The sequence below is a fragment of the Klebsiella sp. JB_Kp031 genome (genome assembly GCF_040064295.1).
GTDB lineage: Bacteria > Pseudomonadota > Gammaproteobacteria > Enterobacterales > Enterobacteriaceae > Klebsiella > Klebsiella quasipneumoniae.
Window position 1 is genome coordinate 205,647 of the sequence record NZ_JBEAJW010000023.1, and the last position, 19,169, is coordinate 224,815.

Genomic DNA, 19,169 nt, shown 5'->3' on the forward strand with positions numbered 1-19,169 from the left:
TCAGATAGTCTGTCCTCCCGAGACTTCGATCCGCTGGGCGGTTACCCAGCGGTTATCGTCACGCAGCAGGCTGGCGATCATCGGCCCAATATCCTCGGGAACGCCCACCCGTCCCAGCGCCGTCATCGCGGCAAACTGCGCGTTAACACTCGCGTCGTCCCGCACCAGCCCGCCGCCAAAATCAGTGGCGATAGCCCCGGGGGCGATGGTATTGACGGTGATGCCGCGCCCGCCCAGCTCGCGGGCCATGTACACGCTCAGCATCTCCACGGCCGCTTTGGCCGCAGCGTAGGCGGAGAAGCCAGGATATGAGACGCGAGTCAGTCCGGAAGAGAAGTTAACGATCCGTCCACCGTCAGCCAGCAGCGGTAGCAGGGTTTGAACGAGGAAAAACACCCCCTTGACGTGGACGTTAAACAGCCCGTCGAACTGCGCCTCGCGCGTTTCGGCCAGCGGGGCAAATTCGCCGTGTCCCGCGTTATTGATCAGATGATCGAAGGTGTTCCGTCCCCAGACGCTGGCCAGCGCAGCGCTCAGGCTGTCGGCGAAGGCCGGAAAGCGGGTGGTCTGCGCCATATCCAGCGGCAGGGCGATGGCCTTGCGGCCGCGAGCGTGAATGTCGGCCACCACCGCTTCCGCCTGTTCAATATTGCCGCGGTAGGTGACGATGACGTCCCCGCCCTGGCGGGCGATATCCAGTGCGGTCTGACGGCCAAGGCCGCGGTTGGCGCCGGTGATAAGTGCAATCTTAGTCATGTTCGATCCTCTCTGGTATGTGGAGTCCTTACAATAGGGGGGGCCTACCAGACCGGGTTGCCCAATCCTTGTTATTTTTTGCCCATTCCTCTCCATACACTCCCCTCTGGCGGGAAATAGCGCATACTCAGGCTTTAAAACTTGCCTGAAAGGATCTTATGCGCGACGAACTCTTCGCTCTCTGCCGCCGGTATGCCGATGGTCATGTCGATAGCAGCGGGGTGGCGGTCACCCCGGTTCCCGGCATCACCCTGGTGCGGGCCCTGCACCCCGGCGATCTGCAGGCGGCGATCGCCAGGCCACTGGTGGCCATGCTGCTGCAGGGGCGCAAAAGCGTGACCACCGGCCTGGCAAGCTTTGACTACGGTCCGGGGGAGGCGATGGTGATAGCCGCCGATGTTCCCACCACCAGCCAGATCACCGAGGCCAGTCAGCGCTTTCCCTATTACGCGCTGGTGCTGGAGCTGGACCTGGCTATCCTGCGCGAGCTGCAGGACGCCGGCCCATCTGGTCCGGATGAGGCGCCCCGCGTCGGTATCGAACCGATGAATGCTGACGTGACGGACGCCGCTTATCGGCTGGCAAGGCTGTTTGATCAACCGGGGGCGCTGGCGGTGTTAGGCGAAGGGCTGCGGCGGGAGCTGCATTACTGGCTGTTGCAGAGTGTTCACGGGCCAGCCATCCGGGCGCTGGGCGCTGTAGACAGCCATTCGGCGCGGATCCGCCGGGCGGTGGCGATGCTGCGCCGGGATTTTATGCAGCCAGTCAGCGTCGACGCGCTGGCCGACGCCGCCGGGATGAGCGTCTCTGTCTTTCACCGTCATTTCCGCGCCATGACCACCTTGTCGCCCCTGCAGTTTCAGAAGCAGTTGCGCCTGATCCACGCCCGCCGCCTGATGCTTGCGGAAGGGATGAGCATTGCCCAGGCGGCCGGCGAGGTGGGCTATATCAGCGTGTCCCAGTTCACCCGGGAATATGCTCGCCTGTACGGTGCGCCGCCGGGCCGCGATCGCCGACGGGAAAAAATGAGCGCCTGACCTGGCGCGCGGGATGGCGGCGGCTCCTCCCTGAGCCGGGTAGCGGTGGTTCAGTTGTCGAGTGTCGCCGTAATATGCACTTTGTTGCCCATTCGCGCCTCAATGATCCGATAGGCGGTTGCGCCCTCGCGGGCGGCCTGCTGGCGAATTTTGCTCTCCGCGTTGTCCAGGGTATCGCCGGTGGCGGTGATGGTTCTGGCGTTGACCGCCAGCGGCAGCAGACAACTCAATACGATCAGTGGAAGCAACTTGTTCATCGTCATTCTGTCCTGTGAGAGAAAATCAGCGCGCGGCCTGCAGCCAGCCGGCAATGTCCTGGGTCGGTAGCGCGTGGCGGGCATTCCAGGTGTCGCCCATCGGCCACCACACGCCATCCCCCCGGGCGAAGGCAGCGCGATAGCGCAGCATGGCGTTATCCGGGTCCGTCCGCAGCTGGTCCAGCAGGGTGGGCAGGGTGTGAACGGCTTTGCTGAACGTCTGCTGCGTCACGCGCTCCACGGTTTCCGCCAGCTGGCGGTAAGAGGTTGTTTCGCCGGCAACAAACACCACCTCGTTGACGATCCGCGGCTGATGCAGATAAATCGCGGTGGTCAGGCGGCCAATATCCGCCGGCGAGGTGACGGTCACCTGGGTGTCCCAGCCGCCAAGGGCGTGAAGGGTTCGGGTGGCTAAATTCACCACATCGAAGTCTGGCTCGAAGAGAAAGCTGGTAAACATGCCGGTGGAGACAATGACCCACTCCGTGGCCTGCTGCGCGCGCAGCAGGGTCCGGACATCATACTGCTCGTCCCACACCGGCTGGCCGCTGCCTTTGCCGACCACATCGTAATTGACGCCAAACTGCCAGGGAAAATAGCGGGGCACTCCGGCGGCCAGCACCGCGCGGGTAATTTTTAGCTGTGTCCCCGGACCGGCGACAAAGCCCATGCAGTTAATCACGGTGGTGAATCCGCTAAACTGACCAGCCAGCGTCTCCATGTCGCTACCGGCAATGTCGACGGCGAGAAAGGTGGCCCCGGCGTCGGCCAGCGCCCGGTGGTTTGCCGACCGCAGCTGGCCGGCTTCATCCCAGGCCGCCGGCGAGACGATAACCGAGACCGCGCCATGGCGCTGGATCACCGCAGGTACCAGCGCATCCAGTACGGCGGCGCCCAGTTGTCCCGCTCCCAGCACCAATGCCTTTTCCTCGTGGTTAAGATTATCAGATTTCATTTTAACTCCTTACTCAGTTAAGCCTTGTATTGACTGGCTACAGGCTCAGTGTAGGGGGGGGCATCATTAGATAAGAACAGGATTTCGGGTTAGACTGTTCGTCTTAATGGGATAATAACCGCCAGTGGAGAACGAAATGGACAGACTGGATGCCATGCAGTTGTATGTTGCGGTTGTGGATGCCCACAGCTTCGCCCGGGCGGCGGAGGTGCTGGGGCAGCCGCGCTCAACGGTGTCGCGGGTAGTGAAGGAGCTGGAGGCCTGGCTTGGGGCGCAGCTTCTTCAGCGCACCACCCGCAAGCTCAGCGTGACGGCCGAGGGACGCCGGTATTACGCGGAGTGTAAACGGCTGCTGGCCGAGATGGCGGCGATGGAAGCCTCCTTTCCCGGCCGCTCGGCCCAGCCCGCCGGGCGGTTCAAGGTGGGGATGCCGCAATCTCTTGCCCGGCACTGCGTATTGCCAAGGATCGGCGAGTTTCTGCAGCAGTATCCCGACCTGGAGTTGATCCTCTGCTCAAGCGACAACGTGGATGATATTATCCAGGAGGGATTCGACTGCGTGATCCGTAGCGGACAAATCGAAGATTCCACCACCCTGGTGGCGCGTCCTCTGGCCCGCTACCGCTGGATGGTCCTCGCCTCGCCGGCCTGGCTCGCGGCCCACGGCCGGCCGCAGAGCATCGACGATCTGCACCAGCACCGGGCGGTGGGCTACCTGAACCACCGTACCGGGCGGACCATCGACTGGCTTTTCTCCCTCGATGACGGCGATTGCGCGATCCGCATGCAGGAGACGCTGGTGGTCGACGATACCGATGCCTATATCCAGGCCGGCGTTCAGGGGCTGGGCCTGATCCGCGTCGCCAGCTATCTGGCGCAACCTTATCTGCAGAGCGGCGCGCTGGTCGCCTGTCTGGAGCAGGCCGCTTCTGATCTTCCCCTGTCGCTGGTCTATCCGCAAAACCGCTATCTGCCGCCGGCGGTACGCGCGTTTTATGACTGGAGCAGACGCGTTCTGCAACCCCCGCTTAGCGATGCCTGATGTCGGTGGCATTCGCTCCCGCTATGGTCCGCGCATGGCCTGTTTTATCCTCGCTATCAGCCAGTTCAGCGCCGGATCCTGCGCCCGGCGTTTGTGACGCAGTATACACAGGGTAAATTCCGGGTAGGCCACCGGCGGGGCGTCCGCGCGCAGGGCATACTGCGCCTGCCAGCGCTGCGCCAGCCCCTGGGGGACGGTGGCGAAGAGCGGCAGGGTGGTCAGCAGCAGGGGAAAGGTGGAGAAATTCTGCGTGGCAAAGCGCACGCGCCGCGCGAGTCCCTGACTGGCGAGCTGGCGGTCTATTTCCCCGTGGCCGGTTTCGCGATAGGCCACCATCACATGTTCCCAGGCGACGAAATCGCCCACCGACAACGGCCCGCGGCAGGGGATCTGCTGCGGCGACCAGAGAGTGGTCACCCCCATGGTCATCACCGGTTCACTGACGATCTCCCCGCGGCTCTGTTTGTTGAGGGATACCGCGACATCAATGCGATCCTCCTCCAACAGCTGGCGTACCTGGAAGGGGTCGGCGGCTAGTGTCTGGAGCGACACTCCGGGCGCCTCCTGCATCAGTCCGGGTAACAGCTGGGGCATCAGCCAGTGTTCGCTCCAGTCGCTGAGGCCGACGCGGAAAAGCTGCTGGGCGCTGGCGGGGGAAAACTCCCCGGCGCCAAACATTGCCGAATGCAGGTGTTCCATCAGCGGCTGCAGCTCGGTCATCAGCGCTTGCGCCCGCGGCGTCGGCAGCATGCCTCTGGCGCTGCGCACGAACAGTGGATCGTCAAACATCTCGCGCAGCCGTTTCAGTGCCCCGCTGATGGCCGGCTGGCCAAGATGCAGCGCCTCTGCGGTGCGGGTGACGCTGGCTTCGCGGTACAGCACCATCAAGACCGTCAACAGATTCAGATCGATACGACTAAAATCATTTTCAATGATTTTCTTCATTATGATAATCAATTTGAATGTGGGTTATCCCGGCAGCATAGTGAATATCACCCCGATAAATCAACCAGCGCAATGCGCGCGGAGGGAGTGATGCAAACTTACCAGACAGGCGACAGCCTGATATTCAAAGTTCCGGAGCGCGAGATTAGCCTGCAGCCGGCGGCGCTCTATCCCGCAGCGTTCCCTGCGACGGAGGCGGACGCCGATAATCAGCCAATCGCGCTGTCGATCCACAGCTGGGTGGTACAGACTCCCCACGATCTGATTGTTATCGATACCGCCACCGGCAACGGTCGGGAGCGCGGCGGCAATCCGCTCTATCATCAACTTAACACGCCGTATCTGGAGAATCTCCGCGCCGCGGGAGTGAACCCGGAGGACGTGACCCTGGTGCTACTGACCCACCTGCATACCGACCATGTCGGATGGAATACCGTCTGGCAGGACGATCGCTGGGTGCCGCTGTTCCCCAACGCCCGCTACCTGTGCTCGGCAAAAGAGCTGACGCGGGTGAAAAACAGCGAACGCTACCGGGCGCTGTGGCTCGACAGCCTGCTGCCGGTGATCGAAGCCGGCCTGCTGGAAACCGTCGATGTGGCGGCCCGGCCGCGGGTCGGCGGGCGGATCGCCTTTGTGCCCACCCCCGGCCACAGTCCGGACCATGCCGCGCTGATCCTCTCCTCTGGCGATGACTACGCCTGTTTCTCCGGCGATCTTCTTCATTCCCCGCGCCAGTTTACCTATCCGCACTGGAACTCGGCGTTCTGCGGCGATCCCCGGCAGGCGGAAGCCTCCCGACGGGAGATGATGGCGTGGGGAGCCAGCCATCATGCTCAATGGTTCACCGGGCATTTTGCCGGGTCTTCCTGCGGCTGGCTGGAGGAGGATAAGCAAGGTGACTATCGCTGGCGAGAGGCCGGGCAACAAGCTGCAGATAAGGGGAAACAGTGATGAATAATACGCAAAGCGTGTTGGTTTTTGGCGCCACCGGTCAGCAGGGCGGCTCGGTGGCGCGGGCGCTGCTGCACCGCGGCTGGCGGGTTCGGGCGCTGGTCAGGGATCCTTTCTCCGCCGGGGCCGTCGCGCTGGCGGCACGGGGAGCCGAGCTGGTGGTGGGTACCTTTGAAGACCGGGCGGCAATGCGATCGGCAATGGCCGGGGTCGACGGCGTCTTCAGCGTCCAGCCCAGTTCGCCGGGAGGGACGGTGACCGATGAGCAGGAGGTACGCTACGGGATAACCATCGCCGACCTCGCCGTCGAGTGCGGGGTGAAGCATCTGGTGTACAGCTCCGGCAGCGCGGCGGGGGAGACGCCCACCGGCGTAGCGCATTATGACACCAAAGCGGAAATTGAACGGCATATCCGCCGCCTGCCGCTGGCGGCGACCATCGTGCGTCCCGCCACCTTTATGGAGCTGTTGGTGATGCCCGGTTTTGGCCTTGATGAAGGTCATTTTCACTTTTTTATGCTGCCGGAGGGGAGGATGCAGGTGCTGGCGGTGGAGGATATCGGCCAGCTTGTCGCGGCAGTTTTTGCCGCGCCAGCGCGGTTTGCCGGCAAGACGTTTGAGATCGCCAGCGACAGCGTGACGGGCCGTCAACTGGAGGCGTTATTCTCCGCGGCGGCGGGACGGCCGATCCCCTATTCGCGATTTTCCGACGAGGTGCTGGCCGCCAGCCCATTTCTGCACAAGCTGACCGGGCTGGTGGACGACGGGCGGCTGGCGGGCCATGCCGACCTCGACGCCCTGCGCCAGCTGCATCCGCAGCTGCACACCTTCGCCGGCTGGCTGGCGGGCCCCGGCCGTCCCGCCTTCGAGCGGGCGCTGACCAGCGGGGCCAGCTGGGCGTTTAATCGTTAAAGGCGATACCTCCTCTGCGCCGGCGTCTCGGTGTTTGGCCGGCGTGACGACCTGCGCAGGGAGGGCCTACAGGTCGTTAAGACAACTCACGAGGAGTACGATTGTAAAATTTTAAGCGGTTTTCACGCACAACGATAGGTAAAAGCGAACATCCAGAATTTTCAGCCGCTTACAATGGAGGAAACACTCTGGGATCGCCTGAATAATGACAATTTACCGATGGGCTTCGGCCTGCCTGTTAAGCATGACCTGCGCCGCTACGGCGGCGGAATTTAAAACCATCGAGGCCGATCTGCTGGCCTCCAACCGGCTGTTCTGTATGACCGGCTATGACCATAAGCCGATCGGCGTGGCGTGGGAGAGCGTCAAATATAGCCGCTATCAACCGCAGTCGGATGGCGACCGTATTTTCAGCGACACCGTCTCCCGGCGCTTTCTGGAAGAGGAGAATAAGACCGCCTTTTACAATGGCGCCAAATATCGCGTACTGGGTAAACCCGCCAGCGCCTGCTATGACTATTCCGCCGCGCGTATTCAACGCATGGCGGGCTACCTGAAGGTGTAACGGCCCCGCGAGGCGGGCGCTAAAACAGCGCCAGCCGGGCGAGACGGTCCAGCGCGTTGCTCAGCGCGTCGTCCCCAGCCGTCAGACTGATGCGGATAAACCCTTCGCCCCCTTCGCCAAAACCAGTGCCTGGCGCCACCAGAATATGCGCCTCCTGCAGCAGCAGGCGGGCAAACTCTTGTGAACGGTACCCGGGCGGCACGCTCAGCCAGAGGAAGAACGTGCCTTGTGCGGTACGAACCGGCCAGCGCAGCGCGGCCAGTCGACGCAGAACCCACTCCCGGCGCTGATGATACGCCTCCGTCAGCTGCGCAATCCGTTCTGCCGGCAGGCTGAGCGCGGCGATCGCCGCATCCTGAATCGCGCCAAACACCGTGCTGTAGCTGTGGGTGTGCAGCTTTTTAAATGCCCGAATGATCGAAGCGTTGCCGACCGCGAAGCCGAAGCGCCAGCCGGCCATATTAAAGGTCTTGGAGAAGGTGTAGGTTTCCACTCCCCACGCCTTCGCGCCGGGCTGAGAGAAAAGGCTCAGCGGCGCGTCACTGGCCGCGCTGCCGATGGCCGCATAGGCAAAATCGTGCAGGATCGGCACCTGGTGACGGTGGGCAAACTGCAGGGCGCTGGCGAACAGCGCCGGCGTGGCGAGGGCGCCGGTGGGGTTATGCGGATAGTTAAGCACCACCAGCCCGGCCTTGGCAGCCACCTCCCGGGGGAGGTCGTTAAAATCCGGCAGGAAATGGTTCTCAGCCCTGAGCGGCAGGCCATAAAACGTCGCCTGGGACTGCAGCGCCGCTGAGCGATAAATGGGATAGCAGGGATCGGTGGAGATGAGGTATTGCCCGGGACGGAGCAGCGCCCGCGGGATGCCGCCAATACCGATATGCGAGCCCTGAAATACCGCGACTTCGCTGTGCGGATCGAATTCCACATCATACTGGCGACGATAAAAATGGGCGATCGCTTCGCGGACCTGCGGCTTGCCCCAGAATGAGGGGTAGCCATGGTTTTCACGACGATGAATGGCGCTCTGCAGCGCGTCAATCACTTCCGGCGGGGTGGGTTGATCCGGACTGCCGCTGGAGAGGTCGATCAACGGCAGCATGTCGGTGTTGACCTCCGCGGCCAGGTTTTCCAGCAGGCTGAACAGATTCTCTTCCAGGGCGTCCACCAGCGGTGAAGCAGCAAAATCAGGCATAATTTTCCCGGTTTACGTCATCAATAATCTGCCATCTTTAAGGGATTTATGGCGCCTGGCTAAATAACAATATCTGCAAAGGATGATTATTTTTAGGATATGTCGGGATAGCAAAAGGTTATGAGGAATAAGCAAAAGGAAATCCGGCGTTCTGGCTTACAACCCTCTTGCGGCTGTGATTTAATCGCTCAATATCGCCAACCTTCCAGGAAAATACCTTATGAACAAGTCAGTTGCGCTCGGGATGACGCTTGCCCTGTTATCTGCTACCTCTTTTTACGCCACCGCAGATCAAAATATTCGTATCGGCTTCAATCCCGGGCCGTATAAAGAGCAATTTGAAAAAGGGGTCGCCCCCTATTTATTGAGTAAAGGGTATAAAATCGAATATAAAGATTTTAGCGACGGTATTCAGGTCAATGACGCGGTAGCCCGCGGCGATATCGAAGCGAATATTATGCAGCATCCGGTATACCTGAAAGCGATCAATGAGCGGCTGGGGACCGATAACGTGGGCATTGTGCAGGTACCCACACCGCCGATGGGCCTGTATGGCGGTAAACTGACCACCCTGGGCACCCCGGCAGCCGGCACGGTGGTGTCGGTGCCAAACCAGCCGTCGAACGAATATCGCGCGGTGCTGGTGCTGGAAAGTCTGGGCTGGGTGAAGATTAAACCGGACAGCGATCCCGCCACCTTTTCCCAGCGCAACATCGTTGCTAACCCCTATAAAATCGTGCTTAAGGAGATGGACAATGCCCAGCAGGTTCGCGCGCTGCCGGACGTCGACTATGGCCTGATTCAGGGCAATTTCGCCGTTTCCAGCGGCATGGCGCTCACCTCGGCATTAAAGCTGGAGGCCGCCACCAGCCATTTTATTAACGTCGTGACCGTTGCCGGTAAAAATCAGAAGGCGCAGTTTGCCAAAGATATTATCGACGGCTATCACTCTGCCGATTTCAAAAAATATATTCTCAGCCATCCGCAGTATGATGGTTACCTGCTGCCTGATTATTTAAAATGAATAACGCGATGATAGAATTTCGCCATGTCAGTAAAACCTTTTCCAGAAAAGGGCATCCGGTTCTGGCCCTGCAGGATATTAATCTCAGTATCGACCGGGGCGATATTTTCGGCATTATTGGCTACAGCGGCGCAGGAAAAAGCACCTTATTGCGGCTGATTAATCGGCTGGAAACGCCGGGCGAGGGCGAGGTGGTGTTGAATGGTGAGCCGCTACAGGACTGCAGCGGCCAGCGACTGCAGGCGATCAAAAAAGATATCGGCATGATCTTTCAGAATTTTAATCTGCTGAATTCGAAAACGGTATTTCATAACATCGCTATCCCGCTTATTTTGCAGGGACGCGACAAGGCCTTTATCCAGGCGCGGGTTGCGGAGCTGCTGGCGTTTGTCGACCTGAGCGACAAAATGCACAGCTACCCTAATGAGCTGTCGGGAGGGCAAAAGCAGCGGGTCGGTATCGCCCGGGCGTTGGCCACCAACCCGTCGGTGCTGCTGTGCGATGAAGCCACCTCGGCGCTCGACCCCCACACCACGGTACAGATCTTACTGCTGCTGCAGGAGATTAATCGCCGCTATGGCATCACCATTGTGCTGATTACTCATGAAATGTCAGTGATCCAGAAAATCTGTCACAAGGTGGCGGTGATGCAGGCCGGGCGCATTGTTGAGCAGGGGACGGTGTTCGATCTCTTTGCCCAGCCGCAGCATCCGGTCACCGCCAGTTTCGTGCAGTCGGTGGTGCACGATCGCCTGCCGCAGCGGCTGGCGTCGCTCCTGCAGCGCGATAACGGCGCCCGGGCTTTACGCCTCGAATTTATCGGCGCGACGGCCCGGCAGCCGATCATTAACCACCTGATCCGCGAGTATGCTGTCGAGGTGAATATCCTGTTTGCCAGCATGTCCGAAGTTCAGGGCCGGATACTGGGATTTATGATTGTGCAACTCCTCGGCGAGCCTGACGAAACCGAACGCGCTATCACCCATCTGGCCGACGCAGGAGTGAAAATCACCCATGTTTGATCTGATTGATACCGCCATTACCGGCGAGCAGTTTCTGCTGGCGCTGCATGATACCCTGATTATGGTCGCCATCTCACTGGGCTTTGGCGCGCTGATCGGCGTCCCGCTGGGAATTGTGCTGGTGGTTTGCCGTCCCGGCGGCATCGTGGCCAACCCGGTGGTGCATCAGGCGCTGAATCCGCTGATTAACGTGCTGCGCTCGCTGCCGTTTATCATTTTGCTGATTGTGATCCTGCCCTTCACCAGGCTGCTGGTGGGCACGACTATCGGCACCGCGGGGGCCATCGTGCCGCTGATCGTTTTTGTCGCCCCCTATATTGCCCGGCTGGTGGAGAGCTCGCTGCTGGAGGTGGATGAGGGGATCCTTGAGGCCGCAGACGCCATGGGCGCTACCCCTCTGCAGACCGTCTGGCACTTTATGCTGCCGGAGGCGGCGGCGTCGCTGATTCTGGCCCTTACCACCGCGACCATCGGTCTGCTTGGCGCGACCGCCATGGCGGGAACGGTGGGCGGCGGCGGGATCGGCGATCTGGCGATCACCTACGGCTATCAGCGCTTCGACGCCTTTGCCACCCTCACCACCGCCCTGGTGCTGATTGTTATTGTCCAGCTTATTCAGACGCTGGGTACCCGCCTGGCTCGCCGGCTGCGTCGCGAATAACCGCTAATCCGCGCCGGGGTTGCCCCGGCTAGCGTGCGCAGACCGCGGCGAAGGCGCTGGCTACCCGCGCAATATTGCCGTGGTTGAGCCCGGCCACACAGACCCGACCGCTGGCGATCAGATAGATGCCGTGCACTTCGCGCAGAACGTCTACCTGATCGGCGCTAAAGCCGGTGTAACTGAACATGCCGCGCTGGGTCAGCAGATAGGAAAAATCCTCCGCCGGCAGGGCTGTCTGCAGGGATTTCACCAGCGCGACGCGCATGGCGCTGATGCGGGTGCGCATGGCCTCCACTTCTTCCTGCCACAGGGCATTCAGCTCGGGATCGTTGAGCACCTGCGACACCACCTGGGCGCCAAACCCCGGCGGGCTGGAGTAGTTGCGGCGCACGGTGGCTTTCAACTGGCCCAGCACGCGCCCGGCGGCATCGGCATTGTCACAGACCACCGACAGGCCGCCGACACGCTCGCCGTACAGCGAAAAAATCTTCGAGAACGAGTTACTAACCAGCGCCGTCAGCCCGGCGCTGGCGATGGCGCGGATGGCATAGGCATCTTCATCCAGCCCACGGCCAAAGCCCTGGTAGGCAATATCGAGGAACGGGATCAGCTCCCGGGCGATCAACACCTCAATCACCCGATCCCACTGCTCGGGGGTGAGATCGGCCCCCGTCGGATTATGGCAGCAAGGATGGAGCAGCACGATGCTGCGCGACGGGAGCTGCTGGAGGGCGGCAAGCATGGCGGGGAAATTGACCCCGCGAGTGGCGCTGTCGAACCAGGGATAGGTATGCACCTCGAAGCCCGCCCCGGCAAAGATGGCCACATGGTTCTCCCAGGTCGGATCGCTGACCCAGACCGCGGAGTCGGGGAAGTAGCGCTTGAGAAAATCCGCGCCCACCTTCAGCGCGCCGGAGCCGCCCAGCGTCTGGATGGTGGCGATGCGTCCGGCACGCAACGCCGGATGATGTTCGCCAAACAGCAGCGTCTGGACCGCGCGGCGATAGGGCGCCAGTCCCTCCATCGGCAGATAGAGGCTGGCCTTTTGCAACTGGCTCTGTAGCCGGTCAGCGGCCTGGCGGACCGCCTCCAGCTGAGGGATGATGGCCTGCTCGTTATAGTACAGCCCGATGCTGAGGTTAACTTTGTCTGCCCGGGGATCCTGTTGAAAGGCTTCCATCAGCGACAGGATAGGATCGCCCGCGTAGGCGTCGACGTTCTGGAACACAGTGGTTACTCCTGAAATGACCGTTAAAGGTGAAGCCATTACACCGCATAGCGTCCGGGGCGGTGGTTCATGGCGATAATCGAATTCAAAATCACGGCGCCGAGGACAGAGACCAGCAGCATCGGCAGGCTAACCACCCACAGGGAGGCGGTGACGATGCAGGCGTCCACTACCATCTGGAATTTACCGGCGCGGATGCCGCTTTTATCCTGCAGATAGAGGGCCAGTATATTGACGCCGCCGAGGCTCGCTTTATGGCGGAACAGCACCACAAAGCCGATACCGACCATGATGTTGCCGAAGAGGGTGGCGTAATAGGGGTTCAGGCGATCGACATGGATAAAGTAGCCGTGCAGGTCGGAGAACAGCGACACCAGTCCGACCGCGCAGAAGGTTTTCAGCGTGAAGGCGGCGCCCATCCGCCGGACGGAGAGCCAGTAGAAGGGCAGATTAATGGCGAAGAAAACCACGCCGAACGGCAGGTGGGTGGCGTAGTGGATCAGAAAGGCCATGCCTGCCGTCCCGCCGGTCAGGGCACCGGCCTGACGAAACAGGATAATACCAAAGGAGATCATTAGCGTGCCGAACAGCAGCGCCAGGGCATCCTCCAGCCAGGTGTGAGTCAGTTTTTCAGGGGAAAGGACGTTATCCATAAATAAGCACTATCTTTTCGTTAACAAGGATAAGCTCTTGTTTGCAAAAATCGCACCAGCGGAGAGTGCCCGGGCGATCGTTTGCGGAAAAAACAGCCGTGGTAAAGCCTAACCTGTTGTTCTGACAGGAAGAGAAGATTGCACGTGTCGTGCGTTTTATGGTTGCCTAATGCGTGAATTGTGCGAATTTGCCGCTTGTCGCGCATTGTCTGGCCCCGCGTCTGCACCAGCGCAGGGCACTGTGCCCCGGTTCAGCGCAGCGGGAGCGTGCCCGGCATCAGCTGGCCGTTCTCTTTCAGGCGGTTGAGCACAACGGCAGTTTTCAGATGGGCCACCCCTTTGTTTTGCGCCAGAATATGGCTGATCAAATGGCTCAGACCGGGCAGGTCCGGGACCGTTACCCGCAGCAGATAATCGGCGTCGCCGGTGGTTTTCCAGGCGTCCAGAATGGCGTCCACTTCACTGAGCATCTGATGAAAGCTCTCCACGCATTGCGGGGTGTGATTCAGCAGACGCACCTCAATCAGGCCAAGCATCTCCTGCCCGGCGGCATCCGGCGCCAGACGCGCATGGTAGCCGAGGATAAGCTGCGCCTGTTCAAGGGCGATACGGCGGCGCGAACACTGGGAAGCGGACAGTCCGATAAGCTCGCTCAGTTCCTGATTGGTTAAACGGCCATTGGCCTGCAGCAGGGTAAGAATTTTCAGATCATAGTCGTCGATGTTGTACATAGTGGCCACTAGCGGAACGTAAAAGTGGCTAACAGCCTAACAGTTTTTTGCCTGGCGTGAAGCCTGGGCGGACGGCGGCAAAGCGGATGCACCAAAACGGGTCAGGTTCATGCATTAAGTCGCTCTTTTTCTCATGATCTGTGCGTAATCTGGCCATTTTTCGCGTGTGATGCGCCAGGTCAGCGCCGCGATGAGCAGCTACCGGAACTGATGCGAAAACAATAATTCAATATAATTCAATGAATTAATTTTTCTCTGCCGCTGCGCGGCGATCCGCTGGCCTGAAAGTTGCTACCGGCGAAAGTGACTTTTTACAGACAGGGGCAGGTCAGAGATGACAACGCAGCAAGAGCATCAGTTAAAACGCGGGTTAAAAAACCGCCACATCCAGTTGATTGCCCTCGGGGGGGCGGTCGGCACTGGACTGTTTTTAGGTATTGCGCAAACGATCCGTATGGCAGGCCCTTCGGTCCTGCTGGGGTACGCCATCGCCGGGGTTATCGCCTTCTTTATCATGCGTCAGCTTGGCGAAATGGTGGTAGAGGAGCCGGTGGCGGGTTCGTTCAGCCATTTCGCCAACCGCTACTGGGGGCCCTTCGCCGGGTTTATGTCAGGCTGGAATTACTGGGTGTTGTACGTGCTGGTAAGCATGGCGGAGCTGACGGCGGTGGGGATCTATATTCAGTACTGGTGGCCGGAGGTACCCACCTGGCTGTCGGCGGCGATCTTCTTCGTGGCGATCAATGCCATCAACCTGACGCACGTCAAAGTGTATGGCGAGCTGGAGTTCTGGTTCTCGATTGTCAAAGTGGCCGCCATCATCAGCATGATCGCCTTTGGCTGCTATCTGTTATTTAGCGGTCACGGCGGCCCGGCGGCGACGGTGGCCAACCTATGGCAGGACGGGGGATTTTTCCCTAACGGCATCACGGGCTTGGTGATGGCTATGGCGGTGATCATGTTCTCCTTCGGCGGGCTTGAGCTGGTGGGGATCACCGCGGCGGAAGCCGATGAGCCGCATAAAACCATTCCCAAAGCCACCAACCACGTGATCTACCGGATTCTGCTGTTTTACGTGGGGTCGCTGGCGGTCCTGCTGTCACTCTACCCGTGGCGGAACGTCGTGGAAGGGGGAAGCCCTTTTGTGCTGATCTTTCACGCCATTGACAGCAATATTGTGGCCAACGCCCTCAATCTGGTGGTGCTCACCGCCGCGCTGTCGGTCTACAACAGCTGCGTCTACTGCAACAGCCGGATGCTGTTCGGCCTGGCTCAGCAGGGCAACGCCCCGCGTGCGCTGCTGCGAGTGAACCACCGCGGGATCCCATTGACCGCCCTGGCGGTATCCGCCGTCGCCACGGCGCTTTGCGTGGTGATTAACTATGTGATGCCCGGGAAAGCCTTTGCCCTGCTGATGGCCCTGGTGGTGGCCGCCCTGGTCATCAACTGGGCGATGATCTGCATCACTCATCTTAAGTTCCGCCGCGCGATGCAGCGGGCCGGGAAGGTAACGGCTTTCCAGAGTTTCGCCTATCCCCTGACAAACTGGCTGTGTCTGCTGTTTCTCGCCGGGATCCTCGGAGTGATGTATCTGACCCCGGACATCCGCATCTCCGTCTGCCTGATCCCGGTATGGCTGCTGATCCTTGCCGCAGGCTATCTGCTGCGCAGGAAAAGCGCGCTGGAGCCGGTGGCGGCGCTGGAGGAGCGTTAATCTGCGATGCCCTGCGTGGCGGCAGGGCGATATTGTTGCGCTGAAAACATATAGCGCCAATATATAGGATGGTTTATATAATTACGATAAATGATAACTAACAATATCACGCTGAATATAAATGAGAATGTGAGGTGACCGCGCGCTTTTTATTGATCTTGCGTACCGCTTTGCTACTATCCAGCCGGCATTGAGTCTTTATTTTATAATGCCTGGAAATGGAATGGTAAAATACATAATGGAGTAGGGTATGAAGCATGTGCACAAGCTGGCCTGGATTGGCCTGTTCGTCAATATTATTATCTGTTTTGTCGCGCGTAATTTATTACTCGATGAAGGACAACTGAATTTCCATAGTCGGGTGGACAGCATGTGGTCCTGGCTGGTTCTTGCCCTGTTTATCGCCGTGGTGGTTCAGGCGCTCAGCATTATGCTGTCTGGCCGCTATCCTTATATGGCCATTGTGCTGGCCTTTATTGGCGGTATCGTGATGATACCCATCAGCATGATCTTTCTGGTCGGCAGCCTGTTCAGCTTTCAAACGCGGATTAACGCCGGTTTTACCCCGTGGCGGTCAACAACCGGGGCGATGAGCCGCGACGATAATCACCAGCTATTAACCTTTAATGCATCCGCTTTTTATCCGCAGGGAGCGCTGGCGCTCATCGCCGGGATAATTATCTTAATGATTGGCATGGGTATTGGCGGCGTATTTATTGCCGCCGGTATTCTGGCGTTGTGCAACGGCTATCGTCTGCAGAATCGGGTGGTGATTGGCGTCAGCGGCGAGTCGATGATATTTACGCCGGGTCTCTATGCCGACACCTACATTATTCCTTTGCGCGATGTAGTTCTCGCTGAGCGCGGCAGTCATGATGCGAAAGTCCGGCTGCTCATCCCGTCGACAGGCAGAAGTATCACCTTGCGCAAAAAAATGCTCGCCGGCGATAACGTCAGCGACACCTTCGCCGCGATCCTTGCAAAACTGACCACCGTTTAGCGCCGGCAGGAAGAAAAGCCGCCAGCGACAACGAGGGCCCTGGCGGCGGAAGGGGAAACATCAACGGCAGGCGCGTCGGCCTGGCCTTTGGTATACAGCAACAGGCTGCCTGTTAATCCACGTTAGTAAAATAATCGCGCGCGGCGGTCTCGACGCGCTTCGCGTCCAGCCCGGTCTTCTCAGTGATCTGCTCGATAAACGGTTTAAATTTTTCGTCCATCACGTTCCCTCCTTCCCAGTGGGCGACGTAAAATTTGCACTGATAGCGATAAAAATGGAGAGTGGTATCTCCTAACGTGTAGTACATGAGCTTCTCCTGTCCGGTATTGCGGTCACCGCGTCCACAGCGTCAGCAACCTTTTTCTCATCACGATCGATCTGTTCTCTATCCTCCTCCCAATTGGCTGAAATTTCCAGCGGTGCTTTACGCAAAAAGGCAGGATAAAGAAAGGATAATCTGCTGACAGGCAGTGATTATTTCTGGAGTCAGGGCGGTGACCCGGTTACCTGCGGGCCGCGCAGATAACCGGAGTAGCGACAGGCTTAGCGCAGCGCGTTGCGCTCGTCGGCGGTCAGGTCGAGGGTTTGCGCCACGCCGCTTTCCGCGGAACGCACCGCCGCTTCCAGAACGGCCATTACCGCCAGCGCTTCAACCGGCGGCACCGGATTGGCGATCTGGCCCTTCAGCGCGTCGCGGATCTGCATATAGTACTGGCGCTGATCGCCCGACGGGGTGGGCTGAGTTTGGGCCTGCAGCGAGGCGTCATAGATCACCAGCTTGTCATCATCCTGACCCCAGCCGGCGCTCCCCGGTACCACACCCGCCAGCAGCTGGCTCTCCTGCTGGTCGGCCCGCGCTTTGACAACGCTGCCTTTATCGCCATGCACGGTAAAGCGCGAGGAGCCCCCCGCGACCAGCATGCTGCAGTGGAGGATCGCTTTATGCGCCGGGTAGTTTAACACCACATGCGCCCAGTCGTTGATCTCCGCGCCGTCGCGCAGGGTGGCAATGTTGCCCTGTACCGACTGCGGCAGACCAAACAGCTGCAGCGCCTGATCGATCAGGTGCGGGCCCAAATCGAACCATAAGCCGCTGCCGGGAACGTTCTGCTCGCGCCAGCGGACGCGGACTTCCGGGCGGAAACGGTCGAAATGGGACTCAAAATGTTTCACCGTGCCGATGGCGCCCTGCTCAATAACCTGACGGATCCCGAGATAGTCGCTGTCCCAGCGGCGGTTATGGAAGACGGAGAGCAGGCGCTGTTTCTCCTGCGCCAGGGCGATCAGCTCCCGGGCCTCCTGCATATCAAGGGTAAAGGGTTTGTCCACCACCACATGCTTGCCGGCGTTCAGCGCCAGGCGGGCCAGCGGCGCGTGCGTGGCGTTGGGGGAGGCGATGACCACCAGATCGACATCCGGATGCTGGACCGCCGCTTCCGGGGAGGCGATCACCGTGACGTCCGGCAGGTCGCGTTTGACTTTTTCTTCATCGCGCGAGGCGACGAAGGCCAGGTTCAGGCCCGGCACCGAACGGATAAGCGGCGCGTGGAAGGTCTTACCGACGAAGCCATAGCCAATCAGGGCGATATTTATCGTGTTGTTACTCATCAGGTTCTCCGCGTTGTTAAGCGTCAGCAATATGTACAGAGAGGGCAGGGTCATCCCCCAGCTCAGGCCAGGGACGATCGAGGAAAAGATGGTGTATGTCGCTGAGACCGGCCACCAGCCAGGGTTCGCAATGGTTGACTTTGGTATGGTCCGCCACCAGCCAGTGTTCCTCGCTGGCGGCGAGCATGGCGCGTTTTACGTCGGCATCGGCCTCCTGGCTGGCGCTCAGTCCAAGCTCGGCATGCAACGCGCAGGCGCCGAGAATCGCGATATCGGCGCGGTAGCGCGACACCAGCGACAGCGTGGCGCTGCCGGCGAACAGCCGCTGCTCACTGTCCCACTGGCCGCCAAGCAGGATGAGCTGGATATCGGCGCGGTCGCTAAACAGCTGGGCGATATCCAGCGAAGCGGTGATCACGGTCATGGGGCCTTTCAGCTGGCTAGCGACGGCCAGCAGGGTACTCCCGGCGTCGAGAAACAGCGTCGAGCCGGAGGGGATGCGCGCGGCGACCTGCTGGCCGAGACGCTGCTTGGTTCCGGGGAGCAGGGCGTTTCTTCCCTGGCGCGTCATCGCCGGGACGTTAAGCGCGATGGCGCCGCCGTGGCTTTTCTGCAGTACGCCCTGGTTTTCCAGCTCGCTGAGATCCCGGCGTATGGTATCGGCCGACACCTGCAGCGCATCAACCAGTTCGCTGATGCTCAGCTGACCGGTTTCACTCAGCCGGTCGAGGATGTGTTTTTGTCGGGCGAGCTTATGCATGACGAGAGACTCCGCAAGTTGACGCAATAAGCGGCATAATACAGCATAAAGTCGCAAAATAAACCGCAAAAAGTCGCACTGAGGCGCGCAAAACCTGAAGAACTTGATTTCACTACACTTTAACGTTAAATGAGGAAGGTGGGCGCGGCCCGGG

General features: G+C 59.9%; 21 protein-coding genes. 10 read left to right on the top strand and 11 right to left on the bottom strand.

Translation table 11 applies throughout. The features are described from left to right. Positions 1–756, bottom strand: coding sequence for an SDR family oxidoreductase (locus ABLV64_RS09040; protein WP_017898767.1), 756 nt, complete (start codon positions 754–756; stop codon positions 1–3). A gap of 158 nt (positions 757–914) precedes the next feature. Here ABLV64_RS09040 and ABLV64_RS09045 point away from each other — a divergent pair, with 158 nt between their 5' ends. Beyond that, positions 915–1,793, top strand: coding sequence for an AraC family transcriptional regulator (locus ABLV64_RS09045; RefSeq protein ID WP_126066031.1), 879 nt, complete (start codon positions 915–917; stop codon positions 1,791–1,793). Between the two features lie 50 nt (positions 1,794–1,843). Here the strand turns inward: ABLV64_RS09045 and ABLV64_RS09050 are convergent, their stop codons facing one another. Then, positions 1,844–2,050: a DUF1471 domain-containing protein gene (locus tag ABLV64_RS09050; protein ID WP_017898765.1), complete on the bottom strand. Its 207-nt coding sequence runs from the start codon at positions 2,048–2,050 to the stop codon at positions 1,844–1,846. A 25-nt stretch (positions 2,051–2,075) separates the two neighbouring features. After that, positions 2,076–3,005 (bottom strand): aromatic alcohol reductase, encoded by a 930-nt coding sequence (locus tag ABLV64_RS09055; RefSeq protein ID WP_032455908.1) that lies wholly within the window; start codon positions 3,003–3,005, stop codon positions 2,076–2,078. 136 nt (positions 3,006–3,141) lie between these two features. On the opposite strand from ABLV64_RS09055, the gene ABLV64_RS09060 reads away from it, so the two are divergent. After that, complete coding sequence (locus tag ABLV64_RS09060) at positions 3,142–4,047, top strand: LysR family transcriptional regulator (protein WP_348843364.1); 906 nt, start codon at positions 3,142–3,144, stop codon at positions 4,045–4,047. Between the two features lie 21 nt (positions 4,048–4,068). Here ABLV64_RS09060 and ABLV64_RS09065 read toward each other — a convergent pair whose 3' ends face one another. Beyond that, complete coding sequence (locus ABLV64_RS09065) at positions 4,069–4,992, bottom strand: LysR family transcriptional regulator (protein ID WP_032455910.1); 924 nt, start codon at positions 4,990–4,992, stop codon at positions 4,069–4,071. An 87-nt stretch (positions 4,993–5,079) separates the two neighbouring features. Between ABLV64_RS09065 and ABLV64_RS09070 the strand changes: the two genes are divergently transcribed. The 3 genes from ABLV64_RS09070 to ABLV64_RS09080 all read left to right on the top strand — a co-directional run bounded on the left by ABLV64_RS09070 (position 5,080) and on the right by ABLV64_RS09080 (position 7,419). Continuing rightward, positions 5,080–5,943 carry an MBL fold metallo-hydrolase gene (locus ABLV64_RS09070; RefSeq protein ID WP_348843363.1) on the top strand — a complete coding sequence of 288 codons (864 nt, stop codon included), beginning with the start codon at positions 5,080–5,082 and terminating at the stop codon, positions 5,941–5,943. Continuing rightward, positions 5,943–6,854, top strand: a complete 912-nt coding sequence (locus ABLV64_RS09075; protein ID WP_341806679.1) for an NmrA/HSCARG family protein — start codon at positions 5,943–5,945, stop codon at positions 6,852–6,854. Before ABLV64_RS09070 ends, ABLV64_RS09075 begins: the two co-directional genes overlap by 1 nt. Positions 6,855–7,059: 205 nt before the next feature. Beyond that, positions 7,060–7,419 carry a hypothetical protein gene (locus tag ABLV64_RS09080; protein WP_048294633.1) on the top strand — a complete coding sequence of 120 codons (360 nt, stop codon included), beginning with the start codon at positions 7,060–7,062 and terminating at the stop codon, positions 7,417–7,419. Between the two features lie 19 nt (positions 7,420–7,438). Here ABLV64_RS09080 and ABLV64_RS09085 read toward each other — a convergent pair whose 3' ends face one another. Then, on the bottom strand, positions 7,439–8,614 hold the full coding sequence (locus ABLV64_RS09085) for an aminotransferase class I/II-fold pyridoxal phosphate-dependent enzyme (protein WP_017898758.1): 1,176 nt from the start codon (positions 8,612–8,614) through the stop codon (positions 7,439–7,441). Between the two features lie 220 nt (positions 8,615–8,834). Here ABLV64_RS09085 and ABLV64_RS09090 point away from each other — a divergent pair, with 220 nt between their 5' ends. The 3 genes from ABLV64_RS09090 to ABLV64_RS09100 are packed head-to-tail and all read left to right on the top strand — an operon-like array spanning position 8,835 to position 11,321. Then, positions 8,835–9,638 (top strand): MetQ/NlpA family ABC transporter substrate-binding protein, encoded by an 804-nt coding sequence (locus ABLV64_RS09090; RefSeq protein ID WP_064183120.1) that lies wholly within the window; start codon positions 8,835–8,837, stop codon positions 9,636–9,638. A gap of 8 nt (positions 9,639–9,646) precedes the next feature. Further along, a complete protein-coding gene (locus tag ABLV64_RS09095; protein ID WP_348843362.1) occupies positions 9,647–10,660 on the top strand; it encodes an ATP-binding cassette domain-containing protein in 1,014 nt (337 codons plus the stop codon). Continuing rightward, positions 10,653–11,321 (top strand): methionine ABC transporter permease, encoded by a 669-nt coding sequence (locus tag ABLV64_RS09100; protein WP_004203975.1) that lies wholly within the window; start codon positions 10,653–10,655, stop codon positions 11,319–11,321. Before ABLV64_RS09095 ends, ABLV64_RS09100 begins: the two co-directional genes overlap by 8 nt. Before the next feature lie 28 nt (positions 11,322–11,349). Here ABLV64_RS09100 and ABLV64_RS09105 read toward each other — a convergent pair whose 3' ends face one another. The 3 genes from ABLV64_RS09105 to ABLV64_RS09115 all read right to left on the bottom strand — a co-directional run bounded on the left by ABLV64_RS09105 (position 11,350) and on the right by ABLV64_RS09115 (position 13,933). Beyond that, positions 11,350–12,549 carry an amino acid aminotransferase gene (locus ABLV64_RS09105; RefSeq protein WP_064183121.1) on the bottom strand — a complete coding sequence of 400 codons (1,200 nt, stop codon included), beginning with the start codon at positions 12,547–12,549 and terminating at the stop codon, positions 11,350–11,352. A 38-nt stretch (positions 12,550–12,587) separates the two neighbouring features. Then, positions 12,588–13,202: a YitT family protein gene (locus ABLV64_RS09110; RefSeq protein ID WP_004176405.1), complete on the bottom strand. Its 615-nt coding sequence runs from the start codon at positions 13,200–13,202 to the stop codon at positions 12,588–12,590. A 251-nt stretch (positions 13,203–13,453) separates the two neighbouring features. Continuing rightward, the gene (locus ABLV64_RS09115; RefSeq protein ID WP_080846621.1) at positions 13,454–13,933 is read right to left on the bottom strand and encodes an Lrp/AsnC family transcriptional regulator; all 480 of its coding nucleotides are present in this window, start codon (positions 13,931–13,933) and stop codon (positions 13,454–13,456) included. A 334-nt stretch (positions 13,934–14,267) separates the two neighbouring features. On the opposite strand from ABLV64_RS09115, the gene ABLV64_RS09120 reads away from it, so the two are divergent. Beyond that, entirely contained in the window at positions 14,268–15,647 is a 1,380-nt protein-coding gene (locus ABLV64_RS09120) for an amino acid permease (protein WP_348843361.1), read from the top strand. A gap of 250 nt (positions 15,648–15,897) precedes the next feature. Next, the gene (locus ABLV64_RS09125) at positions 15,898–16,647 is read left to right on the top strand and encodes a hypothetical protein (RefSeq protein ID WP_004203979.1); all 750 of its coding nucleotides are present in this window, start codon (positions 15,898–15,900) and stop codon (positions 16,645–16,647) included. Positions 16,648–16,759: 112 nt separating this feature from the next. Here ABLV64_RS09125 and ABLV64_RS09130 read toward each other — a convergent pair whose 3' ends face one another. The 3 genes from ABLV64_RS09130 to ABLV64_RS09140 all read right to left on the bottom strand — a co-directional run bounded on the left by ABLV64_RS09130 (position 16,760) and on the right by ABLV64_RS09140 (position 19,015). Then, positions 16,760–16,954, bottom strand: coding sequence for a hypothetical protein (locus ABLV64_RS09130; protein ID WP_004203980.1), 195 nt, complete (start codon positions 16,952–16,954; stop codon positions 16,760–16,762). Positions 16,955–17,190: 236 nt separating this feature from the next. Then, a complete protein-coding gene (locus ABLV64_RS09135) occupies positions 17,191–18,309 on the bottom strand; it encodes an oxidoreductase (RefSeq protein WP_053810501.1) in 1,119 nt (372 codons plus the stop codon). Then, positions 18,272–19,015, bottom strand: a complete 744-nt coding sequence (locus tag ABLV64_RS09140) for a DeoR/GlpR family DNA-binding transcription regulator (protein WP_065904063.1) — start codon at positions 19,013–19,015, stop codon at positions 18,272–18,274. Before ABLV64_RS09140 ends, ABLV64_RS09135 begins: the two co-directional genes overlap by 38 nt. Positions 19,016–19,169 lie beyond the last annotated feature (154 nt).

What these genes read in the sequence shown, in the direction of transcription:
- ABLV64_RS09050 (WP_017898765.1), bottom strand. Translation starts at nt 2,050, where the DNA reads ATGAACAAGTTGCTTCCACTGATCGTATTGAGTTGTCTGCTGCCGCTG.
- ABLV64_RS09085 (WP_017898758.1), bottom strand. Translation starts at nt 8,614, where the DNA reads ATGCCTGATTTTGCTGCTTCACCGCTGGTGGACGCCCTGGAAGAGAAT.
- ABLV64_RS09040 (WP_017898767.1), bottom strand. Translation starts at nt 756, where the DNA reads ATGACTAAGATTGCACTTATCACCGGCGCCAACCGCGGCCTTGGCCGT.
- ABLV64_RS09095 (WP_348843362.1), top strand. Translation starts at nt 9,647, where the DNA reads ATGATAGAATTTCGCCATGTCAGTAAAACCTTTTCCAGAAAAGGGCAT.
- ABLV64_RS09135 (WP_053810501.1), bottom strand. Translation starts at nt 18,309, where the DNA reads ATGACCCTGCCCTCTCTGTACATATTGCTGACGCTTAACAACGCGGAG.
- ABLV64_RS09080 (WP_048294633.1), top strand. Translation starts at nt 7,060, where the DNA reads ATGACAATTTACCGATGGGCTTCGGCCTGCCTGTTAAGCATGACCTGC.
- ABLV64_RS09045 (WP_126066031.1), top strand. Translation starts at nt 915, where the DNA reads ATGCGCGACGAACTCTTCGCTCTCTGCCGCCGGTATGCCGATGGTCAT.
- ABLV64_RS09120 (WP_348843361.1), top strand. Translation starts at nt 14,268, where the DNA reads ATGACAACGCAGCAAGAGCATCAGTTAAAACGCGGGTTAAAAAACCGC.
- ABLV64_RS09140 (WP_065904063.1), bottom strand. Translation starts at nt 19,015, where the DNA reads ATGCATAAGCTCGCCCGACAAAAACACATCCTCGACCGGCTGAGTGAA.
- ABLV64_RS09065 (WP_032455910.1), bottom strand. Translation starts at nt 4,992, where the DNA reads ATGAAGAAAATCATTGAAAATGATTTTAGTCGTATCGATCTGAATCTG.
- ABLV64_RS09055 (WP_032455908.1), bottom strand. Translation starts at nt 3,005, where the DNA reads ATGAAATCTGATAATCTTAACCACGAGGAAAAGGCATTGGTGCTGGGA.
- ABLV64_RS09130 (WP_004203980.1), bottom strand. Translation starts at nt 16,954, where the DNA reads ATGTACTACACGTTAGGAGATACCACTCTCCATTTTTATCGCTATCAG.
- ABLV64_RS09100 (WP_004203975.1), top strand. Translation starts at nt 10,653, where the DNA reads ATGTTTGATCTGATTGATACCGCCATTACCGGCGAGCAGTTTCTGCTG.
- ABLV64_RS09090 (WP_064183120.1), top strand. Translation starts at nt 8,835, where the DNA reads ATGAACAAGTCAGTTGCGCTCGGGATGACGCTTGCCCTGTTATCTGCT.
- ABLV64_RS09060 (WP_348843364.1), top strand. Translation starts at nt 3,142, where the DNA reads ATGGACAGACTGGATGCCATGCAGTTGTATGTTGCGGTTGTGGATGCC.
- ABLV64_RS09110 (WP_004176405.1), bottom strand. Translation starts at nt 13,202, where the DNA reads ATGGATAACGTCCTTTCCCCTGAAAAACTGACTCACACCTGGCTGGAG.
- ABLV64_RS09125 (WP_004203979.1), top strand. Translation starts at nt 15,898, where the DNA reads ATGAAGCATGTGCACAAGCTGGCCTGGATTGGCCTGTTCGTCAATATT.
- ABLV64_RS09115 (WP_080846621.1), bottom strand. Translation starts at nt 13,933, where the DNA reads ATGTACAACATCGACGACTATGATCTGAAAATTCTTACCCTGCTGCAG.
- ABLV64_RS09075 (WP_341806679.1), top strand. Translation starts at nt 5,943, where the DNA reads ATGAATAATACGCAAAGCGTGTTGGTTTTTGGCGCCACCGGTCAGCAG.